This is a genomic window from Ruegeria arenilitoris (assembly GCF_013030985.1).
Classification (GTDB): Bacteria; Pseudomonadota; Alphaproteobacteria; order Rhodobacterales; family Rhodobacteraceae; genus Ruegeria; species Ruegeria arenilitoris_B.
In genome coordinates this window covers 243,527-254,266 of the sequence record NZ_WPYP01000006.1, presented here as the reverse complement: position 1 = coordinate 254,266, position 10,740 = coordinate 243,527, and the positions used below count along the sequence as shown (strand labels likewise).

Sequence of the window (10,740 nt, the reverse complement as noted above, 5' to 3'; positions counted from 1 at the left end):
ACGGGTCGAATGAAGATCAACAAGATAACCCTCTGGTCCGTCGACCTGACCAGCCATGCAACCTACCACATGGCTGAGGGTAAGACCTGCGCAACCGTGACCACTCATGTGCTGTGTCTTGAAACGGATACCGGCCTGAAAGGCTGGGGCGAGGTCTGCCCGATCCCGCATTACCTGCCCGCCTATGCAGGTGGCGTGCCGGGTGCGATTACGGAAATGGGGCCGGAAATCCTGGGCATCTCGCCGTTTGGTGCCGACGCGCCAATGCGCAAGCTGGACGGGTTCCTGCAGGGGCACCGCTATGCCAAGTCCATCGTTGATATCGCCCTGTGGGATCTCTTCGGGCAGGCCACCGGCCAGCCGATCTATGCGTTGCTGGGTGGGCGGACGCGGAAAGACATGCCACTCTACCACTCGATCACCTGCATCGCCCCGGATGAGATGGCCCGCATCGCCCAGACCGCTTACCAGACCGGCATCCGGCAGTTTCAGGTCAAGCTGGGCGTGGAAGGCGACTGGCAGGCCGATGCCGAACGCCTGATCAAGGTGCGCGAGGCCGTGGGACCGGGGCCGCTGGTCTATGGCGACTGGAACTGTGGCGCGTCGCGCCTGCAGGCCACGCGGACAGGACGGGCTGTGGCACATCTGGACGTGATGCTGGAACAGCCCTGCAAAACGCTCGAAGATTGTGCAGCCGTCCGGCAGGCCACAGGCTTGCCGATGAAGATCGACGAGAACGCCCACGATCTGGCCTCGCTGCTGCGCGCGCATGAGCTTGGCTGTATGGATGCCGTCGCGCTGAAACTGTCGAAATTCGGCGGGCTGTCGGCCATGCGGCGGGCGCGGGACCTGGCCGTGCACCTGGGCGCTGAGATTTGTGCCGAATGCACCTGGGGCTCGGACATCGTCACCGCCGCCTCGCTGCACTTTGCGGCCTCGACCCCGCACGGATCGCTGCTGAACACCTGCGATTTGTCGTCCTATGTTGCACCGCGCATATGCCCGCACGCACCAAACCGTGAAGAGGGTCGGATTGCCCCGCCCGAAGGTCCGGGGTTAGGTGTGACCCCTGACCCCGAAATCCTTGGTTCCCCGATATTGGAGATCGTGTGAGATGCTGAAGATCAATACTCAATCCGAATGGATCACCCGCGCGAATGAGGTTCTGCCCGCCGGGGGATTTGGCAATTTTGACCCCGGTATCATCATCGCCCGCGGCGAAGGCAGCCATGTCTGGGACGAGGACGGCAATGAATATATCGACTACCTGATCGGCTCTGGCCCCATGCTGCTGGGTCATGGCCACCTCGAGGTGATGGAGGCCGTGCTGGAGCAACTGCCCAAGGGCATGACCTTCTTTGCCAACAATTCCAAGGGCATCGAGCTGGCCGAGGCCATCGTCGAGGCCGTGCCCTGCTGCGAACAGGTCCGCTTTGTCGCCTCGGGCGGTGAGGCGGACATGTATGCTATCCGTCTGGCCCGCGCCTATACCGGGCGCAACAAGATCCTTAAATTCGAAGGCGGCTATCACGGTATGAGCGCCGAGGCGCAGATGAGCCTTGCCCCCAGCCGTCGGGTCAACTTCCCTCAGGCGGTGCCGGACAGCGCCGGTATTCCCGACAGCGTGGCCGAACAGATGCTGATCGCGCCCTATAACGACCTTGAGGCTGTCGCGGCGCTACTGGACGAACATGACGACATCGCCGCGATCATGGTGGAACCGCTGCAGAGGATCATTCCACCGCTGCCCGGCTATCTGCAGGGGCTGCGCGACTTGTGCGACAAGCATGATGTTCTGCTGATCTTTGATGAGATCGTCACAGGGTTCCGGCTGGCCTATGGCGGCGCGCAGGAAAGATACGGGGTGACGCCCGATATCTGTACGCTGGGCAAGATCATCGGTGGTGGCTTCCCTCTGGCCGCGCTGGGCGCCAGCGCCGAAATCATGAAGCATTTCAACAAGGCAAAAGTGGGCGAGGAGGGCTGGCTGATGCAGCTAGGCACCCTGTCAGGCAACCCGGTGGCCTCGGTCGCGGGTCTGAAAACAATGGAAGTTCTGCGACGTGACGGCGTTTATGATCAGCTCCGCGCAACCGGGGCGGAATTGCAGCGGATGCAGGTGGAGGCCCTGACCGAAGCCGGTATTGCGCATCAGGTCGTCGGGGATGAGACGCTGTTCGACATCTACTTTACCAATGCCGCCTGCCGCGATTACCGCAGCGCCCAACATGACGACCCCAGCCGCAATACCCTTTACAACGATACGTTGCGCGCGCATGGGATTTTCAAATCCCCGGGCAAGCTCTATCCGTCGCTGGCGGTGACTAAAGCGGATCTGGAACAGACCCGTTCAGCGGTTAATCAGGCCGTGCAGGCGATCAGCGCGGTCTGAGATGCTGCCCCGGAATAAAACGGGCCGCTGTCATAATGTGACAGCGGCCCTTACCAACTGGTAACTCGTTTAGTCTCGCCCCCTCGAATACCACTTAATCAAGTATACTGAACAAAAACTTTTCGACATATTCGAGACCGAACCAGCAATACAACCAGTCTGATACTTGTTTGCCTGATTTTCGCCCCGGTTACAGTGAAGTAGTTCACATTCAACAAATTTCCTAGCTTCTCCAGTCGAAAAAGCCCGGCCCGGCCTGTTCCAGAAGGGTCTGAGCCATGGCGCGGCCCATCTCGGCGCCGTCGGAAATCGCGCCGGTGATGTCCTCGGATATTGCCTCGGACCCGTCGGGGCGCAGAACTTCGCCGCGCAGACGCAGCTGACCGTCCAGTATCTCGGCCAGTCCGGCGATGGGGGTTTCGCACGAGCCATCCAGCGCCGCCAGCAAGGCGCGTTCCGCAGCAAGGCGCTGGCCGGTTTCGGCGTGGTGGATCGCCTCAAGCATACCCGCAGCACGGGAATCGTCGCTGCGGCGTTCGATGCCGATCGTGCCCTGCGCGATGGCGGGCAGCATGTCTTCGGGCGCGATTGCCGTGGCCGGGACGTCCTCCATGTTCAGACGGCGGATGCCGGCCATGGCCAGAAAGGTGCAATCTGCCACGCCGTCGGCCAGTTTCTTCAGGCGGGTCTGAACATTGCCGCGAAATTCAACCACGTTCAGATCAGGCCGCCGGTTCAGCAGTTGCGCGCGGCGGCGCAGCGATGACGTACCGACCACCGCGCCCTGCGGCAGGTCGTGGATCGAGTTCAGGCTGGGTGAAATGAACGCATCGCGCACATCCTCGCGCGGCAGGAAGGTGTCCAGCACCAGACCCTCAGGCTGTTCTACCGGCATGTCCTTGGTGGAGTGCACGGCGATGTCGATATCGCCCTGCAGCATCGCCTCTTCGATTTCCTTGGTGAACAGGCCCTTGTTGCCGATCTCTTTCAGCGGGCGGTCCGCGTCGATCATGGCGCGGTTGTCACCGGTGGTCTTGATCACCACAATCTCAAACGCCTCTTCGGGCAGGTCGAATGCCGTTCCCAGCCGTTGCCGGGTTTCATAGGCTTGTGCCAGCGCCAGGGGTGAGCCACGGGTGCCGATCTTGAGCGGTGAGTCGGGGGAGGGCAGGGTCAGTGTCATGCGCACAGCTTTAGTCGCGTCACATTGCCCTGACAATGGGGGCATGGCTTGACAAATTGCCGCCGAAGGAAGACCCGTTGCGGCAAACCGGATGATTGGGGGCAAAAGATGGCCGAGACAAAGAAACTGCTGCGGGCGCTGGCGGGCGAGGTACAGGATGTGCCGCCGATCTGGATGATGCGCCAGGCCGGGCGGTATCTGCCGGAATACCGGGCGACACGGGCGCAGGCAGGGGATTTCCTTTCGCTGTGCTACAACCCGGAACTGGCGGCTGAGGTGACGCTGCAGCCGATCCGCCGCTATGGGTTCGACGCGGCGATTCTGTTTGCCGACATCCTGCTGGTACCGCAGGCGCTGGGCGCGGATTTGTGGTTCGTCACCGGAGAAGGCCCGCGCCTGTCGACCATCACGCAGCAGTCGGAATTCGACGCGCTGAAACCGGTTGACGCCATTCATGAGACCCTTTCGCCGGTCTATGAGACGGTGCGCATCCTGTCGCGGGAGTTGCCGTCCGAGACCACCCTGATTGGATTCGCGGGGGCGCCGTGGACGGTTGCGACCTATATGATCGCCGGGCGTGGCACGCCGGATCAGGGTCCCGCCCATGCGCTGCGCGAGGAAAACACCGCCCTGTTCGAGGCGCTGCTGGAGCGGATCACGCTGGCGACGATCGAATACCTGTCGGCCCAGATCGAGGCCGGGGCCGAGGTGGTCAAGATCTTCGACAGTTGGGCCGGGTCGCTGAAAGGCGATGCCTTCCGGAAATATGCGGTCGAGCCCTGCCGGGTGATCACGCAAGCCATCAAGGAACGCCACCCCGGTATCCCGGTGATCGGCTTCCCACGTGAGGCGGGTGACGGATATATCGGTTTCGCCAAGGCAACCGGCGTGGATTGTGTGGCGCTGGACAACTCGGTGTCGCCGGAATGGGCGGCCGAGCATGTACAGGCGGATGGTTGCGTTCAGGGCAATCTGGCGTCGTCGCATATGGTGACCGGCGGGCAGGCCCTAGTGGATGAGACGCGGCGCATTGTCGAGGCGTTCTCGAAGGGACCGCATATCTTCAACCTCGGTCACGGGATCACGCCGGATGCGGATCCGGAAAACGTGCAGTTGATGATCGACACGGTGCGCGGGCGGTAAGCAAAGGAAGGGGGGGCAGCCCCCTTCTTGGCCTGCGGCCAATTCATCCCCCGAGGTATTTCTAGCCAGATGAAGAGGCGGGTGTCCGCTGTGCGTTGAGTTCGTTCAGGATGTCCTGACGGTGTTCTCCGCGGGCAGGGCTGGGTTCGGGCTGCCATTCTGAGGTCGAGAATCTGGGTGCAGCGGCGGCTTGTAGGGTGCCATCTGTTTTGCGCCATGTCTGGCGGGCGCCGTTCATTGGGTGTGCTTGTGCTTCGGTCGGGCTGAGGACCGGCGCGACGCAGGCGTCGGTGCCTTTGAAGAGATCCGCCCAGTGGTCACGCGGTTTGCCGGCGAAGATGTCAGACAAGCGTTGGGTGAGTGCGGGCCAGGTCGCCGGATCGAATTGCAATTGGAAGTCACGGTCATCCGACAAGCCCATTTTCTGCAGAAACAGTGCGTAGAATTTGGGTTCGAGGCATTGAACCGTCACAAAGCCGTCATCGGAACAGATGTAGGTACGGCTCCAATGGGGGCCGTCCAGCAGGCTTTGGCCGCGGGTTTCCGACAGGTTGCCGGATTGGTTCAGGCTCATGAGCAGGTTCATCATATGGGCTGAACCGTCATAGATGGCGGCATCGACCACGGTGCCCTGGCCCGTTCTCTGCGCATTCAGCAGCCCGGCCAGAAGGCCCGCGACCAGATACATGGCGCCTCCGCCAATGTCGCCGACCAGGGTGGCCGGGGTTTGCGGTGGCTGGCCGGGCGGAGAGGCATACCAAAGCGCACCGGACAGAGCGATGTAGTTCAGGTCATGCCCGGCTGTGTCCGAAAGGGGGCTGTCCTGGCCCCAGCCTGTCATCCGGCCGTAGACCAGCCCAGGGTTCATCTGGTGGCAGGGTTCCGGACCGAGGCCGAGTTTTTCCATAACGCCGGGGCGGAAACCTTCGATCAGCGCATCGGCCGAGGCAATCAGGCGTTTGGCGATCTCCAGATCGCTTGGGTCCTTCAGGTCCAGATCAATCGACCGTTTGCCGCGGTCGAGGATCGAGCGTTCGGGCATCCCAGGCGTTGCAGCCTGTCCCTTGCGGTGGATGGTGATTACATCGGCGCCCATATCCGCCAGCAGCATGGCGGCAAAAGGGGCAGGGCCCAGCCCCTCGATTTCAATGATCCGAATACCGTTCAGCATAGTCCCCCCTTCGATTAAAGGCAGGGTTTCGGGAACGCTGGCAAATTGCAAGGCCAGAGGTCAAACCCGCAAAAAAGCGCAGAACGTTGTGCGAAATTGGCCTGTTCTGTGCCGGTGGGCCGGGGTAGGGTCGCCGCCAGAACGGGGAACTTGCATGACGACCATTCTTTCGATCAAGGATTTGCGCAAATCCTACGCCGACGGCTTTGAGGCGCTGAAAGGCGTGTCACTGGACATCGAGCAGGGGGAAATTCTGGCGCTGTTGGGGCCGAATGGCGCAGGCAAGACGACGCTGATCTCGACCATCTGCGGGATCACCACGCCCACCTCGGGGTCGGTGACGGTGGGTGGTCATGACATTCAGGCCGAGTTTCGCGCCGCGCGCCGGATGATTGGTCTGGTGCCGCAGGAAATCGCGCTGGAGCCGTTCGAAAAGGTTTGGAACACGGTGAGGCTGTCGCGCGGGTTGTTCGGGCTGGGCCGCAATGACGCGCGGATCGAAGAGATTCTGCGCAAGCTGTCCCTTTGGGACAAGCGTAAGAACGCGATCAAGGAACTGTCGGGGGGCATGAAGCGCCGGGTGCTGATCGCCAAGGCACTGTCGCATGAACCGCGTGTTCTGTTTCTGGACGAACCCACCGCCGGCGTCGATGTCGAACTGCGCAAGGATATGTGGGAGATCGTGGCCGAGCTGAAACGGGCCGGCGTCACTATCATCCTGACCACCCACTATATCGAAGAGGCCGAGGCCATCGCCGACCGGATTGGCGTCATCGACAAGGGTGAGTTGCTGCTGGTGCAGGACAAGGACACGCTGATGGCGCAGATGGGCAAAAAACAGCTCGAGGTGATGTTGACTGAACCGATCCAGGCCATCCCAGGCAGTCTGGCGGAGCATAATCTGGTGCTGAACGGAAATGGAGATGCGCTGGTCTATACATATGACACCCATGCCGACCGCACCGGCATCACCACGTTGCTGAATGACGTGGCACAGGCGGGGCTGGTGTTGCGCGACGTGCAAACCCGCCAGTCGAGTCTGGAAGAGATATTTGTTAATCTTGTGTCCGGAGAGCCCGCATGAACTGGTCCGCTATCGCCGCCATCTACCGGTTCGAAATGGCCCGGTTCTTCCGCACATTGGCGCAGAGCTTTCTGTCTCCGGTCCTGTCGACCTCGTTGTATTTCGTGGTCTTCGGCACCGCCATCGGCAGCCGTATTCAAGAGGTCGAAGGGGTGTCCTACGGTGCCTTCATCGTGCCGGGGCTGATCATGCTGTCGGTGGTGATGCTGGCGATTTCCAATGCGTCTTTCGGTATCTATTTCCCCAAGTTTCTGGGCACGATTTACGAACTGCTCTCCGCCCCGGTGAACTTTATCGAGATCGTGATCGGATATGTCGGAGCAGCGGCGACCAAGGCGCTGTTCGTGGGATTGGTCATCCTCGTAACGGCCTCATTTTTCGTGGATTTACGCATCGAACACCCGTTTGCGATGGCGGTGTTTCTGATCCTGACCTGCCTCAGTTTTTCGCTGCTGGGGTTCATCATAGGCATCTGGGCCAGCAACTTTGAACAGATGTCGCTGGTGCCGCAACTGGTGGTGACGCCGCTGATCTTTCTGGGCGGGACTTTCTATTCCGTGTCCATGCTGCCGCCAGTATGGCAGACCATCACGTTGTTCAATCCTGTGGTCTATCTGATTTCGGGCTTTCGGTGGTCGTTCTACGGGTTGGCGGATGTCCCGATCGGGTTCAGCCTGCTGGCCATCTTGGCCTTTACCGGCCTGTGCCTGGGCATCATCGGCTGGATCTTCAAAACCGGTTGGCGCATTCGCAGCTAGGCTGTGTCGGGCGTTGCATTTTTGCCCACTGACCTTGGGAAATGTGTTCACGTCACCACTATCGGCCAAACGGTCCCTTGTTTACCGGTTGGGTGCACTCTACATCGGCATCCATGAAACTCAGCCTGCCGTTTCTCAAAAAGCAACCCTGCGTGGCCGTTGTGCGCCTGTCCGGTGCCATCGGGATGGCCGGACGTGGATCGATGTCCGACACCGCGCTGGCCCCCGTGCTTGAAAAAGCCTTTCGCAAGGGAAAACCTGCCGCCGTCGCGCTCGAGGTCAACTCGCCGGGTGGCTCACCGGTGCAAAGCTCGTTGATCGGCGCGCGTATCCGGCGCTTGTCCGAGGAACTGGATGTTCCTGTCATCGCCTTTGTCGAGGACGTGGCAGCCTCGGGTGGCTATTGGCTGGCCGCCGCTGCGGATGAGATTTATGCCGATGACAGCTCGGTTCTGGGTTCGATCGGGGTGATATCGTCGAGCTTTGGCGCGCATGTGCTGCTGAAACGTCAGGGGATCGAACGGCGCGTGCATACGGCGGGCGAGTCGAAATCCATGCTCGACCCGTTTTCGCCTGAAAAGAAAGAGGATGTCGCCCGGCTGGAAGGACTGCTGGCTGATATCCACGAAAATTTCATCACCCATGTCAAAACTCGGCGCAGCGGCAAGCTGGACGAAAGCCAGGACCTGTTCACCGGTGAAATCTGGCTGGCGCGACGGGCGCAGGAGCTGGGTCTGATCGACGGTATCGCGCATTTGAAACCCAATATGCAGGAACGCTTTGGCGACAAGGTCAAGTTCCGCCGCTATGGGCTGCGCAAACCGATCTGGTCGCGGTTTGGCGCATCACTGGCGCAGGATGCCATCGCCGGGCTTGAGGAGCGCGCCGCCTACGCGCGTTTCGGTTTGTGACGTGATTATCAAGATTGTCACCCTTTTCCTGATCGCCATGGGAGTCCTGGCGATGTTCGGCAAGCTGCGCTTTCCGGGGCAGAAGCGGTTGCAATCCTCAAGATGCCCGCGCTGTGGACGGTTCAGGATCGGCAAAGGCCCGTGTGCCTGCGAAAAAGGAGGCCGTACATGACGGCATGGCTGTTATCCGGCCTCGGTCTGCTGATCCTGCTGCTGGCAGGCGACGCGCTGGTGCGCGGCGCGGTGAACCTGAGCCTGCGCATGGGCGTGCCCGCGCTGATCGTCAGCCTGACGATCGTGGCCTTTGGCACCTCGGCGCCCGAGCTTTTGATTGCCATCAGCGCGATCAAGGAAAACGCGCCGGGCATTGCACTGGGTAACGTGGTTGGGTCGAATACGGCGAATATCCTGTTGGTTCTGGGCGTACCGGCCTTGCTGTCGACGTTGCACACCAGCGAATGCAACAGCCGCAGGAACTATGTCTTCATGCTGCTGGCCTCGGTGCTGTTCATCGGTCTGGCCTTCTGCGGCGTGTTCACCTTGGTCAGCGGCGCTATCCTGCTGGCGGCATTGGCTCTGATCCTGTGGAACGCCTTCCGCGAGGCGCACGCCCACCGCAAAGCCTGCGGACAAGCCTGCGCCGAGGATGAGGAACTGGACGGTCTGGAAGAGGCCGACCCCAACATGGCCTACTGGAAGATCTCGGTCTATCTGGTGCTGGGCCTGATCGGCCTGCCAATGGGCGCGCATCTTCTGGTCGAATATGCCACGGTCATCGCCCTCACCTACGGCGTCAGCGAAACAGTGATCGGCTTGACGCTGGTTGCGGTCGGGACATCTTTGCCGGAACTGGCGACAACAGTGATGGCGGCGCTGCGGCGGCAGGCGGATGTGGCGCTGGGCAATGTGATCGGGTCGAACATGTTCAACCTGCTGGCCATTGTCGGGATTGCTACCCTGGTCGGACCGATTCCCGTAGATCCGGAATTCCTGCGGTTCGACCTGTGGGTGATGCTGGGTGCCTCGCTGCTGCTGGCCCCGTTCGTGTTTTTCAAACAGGACATCACACGCACCTGGGGTTTCGTGTTGACCCTGCTATATGCAGTCTACGTCGTCGTGTTGCTGGCGTGATTTGATCAAGAGGAAGCGTCCATGACCCGAGCGTTAGTGACCGGTGCCGGAATTCGCCTTGGACGGGCCATGGCGCTGTATCTGGCGCGCCGCGGCTATGACGTCGCCGTGCATTACGCGACCTCGGAGCAACCCGCGCAAGAGACCGTAGCCGAGGTTCAGGCCCTGGGTCGCAAGGCGGTGGCTTTGCAGGCCGATTTGCTGGACGAGGCACAGGTCAGCGCGCTGCTGCCCCGTGCGGCAGAATTGCTGGGCGGGCCGATCACCTGTCTGGTCAACAACGCCTCGATCTTTGAATACGACAATATCCGCACGGCCACTCGGCAAAGCTGGGACCGGCATATGGACAGCAACCTGCGTGCGCCCTTCGTGCTGACGCAGGCGATGGCGGAACAGGGTCTGACGCCCGCTACGGATGAGGCGGGCGAGCCCGTCGCCACCGGTCTGATCGTCAATATGGTCGACATGCGGGTGCGCAAACTGACGCCCGAGTTCATGTCCTACACCATCGCCAAGATGGGCCTGTGGGCGCTGACCCGGACTTCCGCGCAGGCGCTGACCCCTGCGATCCGCGTCAACGCGATTGGCCCCGGTCCGACGATTCAGGGGCATCGGCAATCCGAAGACCACTTTAGGGCACAACGCGCCAACACGGTTTTGGAGCGCGGGGCGAACCCCTCGGATATCACTGCTGCCTTGGGGTATTTTCTGGACGCGCACGCGGTTACCGGGCAGCTATTGTGCGTGGATGGAGGGCAGCATCTGGGCTGGCAAACCCCAGATGTTTTGGGCGTAGAATAGACATAATCGCTGCAAGTTTTGCACTGCTCGCACTTCCGTTACCTGCCCGTTACAAAAATGTCTTTTTTTTCATATACTTGCCTTGTGCACAAAATAAAGTTAATTAAAAACAACGCCTTAGTAATGTGCCTAATTTTTGTGCAACTTAATGAATCTCCAAGTATGC

The 10,740-nt window shown here is 60.8% G+C and carries 9 protein-coding genes and 1 pseudogene; 8 read left to right on the top strand and 2 right to left on the bottom strand.

The window, feature by feature from the left end; genetic code table 11:
* Positions 1-9 precede the first annotated feature (9 nt).
* Positions 10-1,113 carry a mandelate racemase/muconate lactonizing enzyme family protein gene (locus GOX88_RS14175; RefSeq protein WP_170402988.1) on the top strand — a complete coding sequence of 368 codons (1,104 nt, stop codon included), beginning with the start codon at positions 10-12 and terminating at the stop codon, positions 1,111-1,113.
* Position 1,114: 1 nt separating this feature from the next.
* Positions 1,115-2,392 carry an aspartate aminotransferase family protein gene (locus tag GOX88_RS14170; RefSeq protein WP_170402985.1) on the top strand — a complete coding sequence of 426 codons (1,278 nt, stop codon included), beginning with the start codon at positions 1,115-1,117 and terminating at the stop codon, positions 2,390-2,392.
* 223 nt (positions 2,393-2,615) lie between these two features.
* Here GOX88_RS14170 and hemC read toward each other — a convergent pair whose 3' ends face one another.
* Positions 2,616-3,575, bottom strand: coding sequence for a hydroxymethylbilane synthase (gene hemC, locus GOX88_RS14165; RefSeq protein ID WP_170402982.1), 960 nt, complete (start codon positions 3,573-3,575; stop codon positions 2,616-2,618).
* A gap of 108 nt (positions 3,576-3,683) precedes the next feature.
* Here hemC and hemE point away from each other — a divergent pair, with 108 nt between their 5' ends.
* A complete protein-coding gene (hemE, locus tag GOX88_RS14160) occupies positions 3,684-4,718 on the top strand; it encodes a uroporphyrinogen decarboxylase (RefSeq protein ID WP_170402978.1) in 1,035 nt (344 codons plus the stop codon).
* A 61-nt stretch (positions 4,719-4,779) separates the two neighbouring features.
* Here the strand turns inward: hemE and GOX88_RS14155 are convergent, their stop codons facing one another.
* Positions 4,780-5,889: a CaiB/BaiF CoA transferase family protein gene (locus tag GOX88_RS14155; protein WP_170402975.1), complete on the bottom strand. Its 1,110-nt coding sequence runs from the start codon at positions 5,887-5,889 to the stop codon at positions 4,780-4,782.
* A 154-nt stretch (positions 5,890-6,043) separates the two neighbouring features.
* On the opposite strand from GOX88_RS14155, the gene GOX88_RS14150 reads away from it, so the two are divergent.
* The 5 genes and pseudogenes from GOX88_RS14150 to GOX88_RS14130 all read left to right on the top strand — a co-directional run.
* Positions 6,044-6,973 (top strand): ABC transporter ATP-binding protein, encoded by a 930-nt coding sequence (locus tag GOX88_RS14150; RefSeq protein WP_170402973.1) that lies wholly within the window; start codon positions 6,044-6,046, stop codon positions 6,971-6,973.
* Complete coding sequence (locus GOX88_RS14145; protein WP_170402971.1) at positions 6,970-7,731, top strand: ABC transporter permease; 762 nt, start codon at positions 6,970-6,972, stop codon at positions 7,729-7,731. Before GOX88_RS14150 ends, GOX88_RS14145 begins: the two co-directional genes overlap by 4 nt.
* A 113-nt stretch (positions 7,732-7,844) precedes the next feature.
* Positions 7,845-8,642, top strand: coding sequence for a S49 family peptidase (locus GOX88_RS14140; RefSeq protein ID WP_170402968.1), 798 nt, complete (start codon positions 7,845-7,847; stop codon positions 8,640-8,642).
* Positions 8,643-8,810: 168 nt separating this feature from the next.
* Entirely contained in the window at positions 8,811-9,773 is a 963-nt protein-coding gene (locus GOX88_RS14135; RefSeq protein WP_170402965.1) for a calcium/sodium antiporter, read from the top strand.
* Positions 9,774-9,791: 18 nt separating this feature from the next.
* Positions 9,792-10,574, top strand: a pseudogene (locus GOX88_RS14130) (SDR family oxidoreductase); the annotation flags it as partial.
* Positions 10,575-10,740 lie beyond the last annotated feature (166 nt).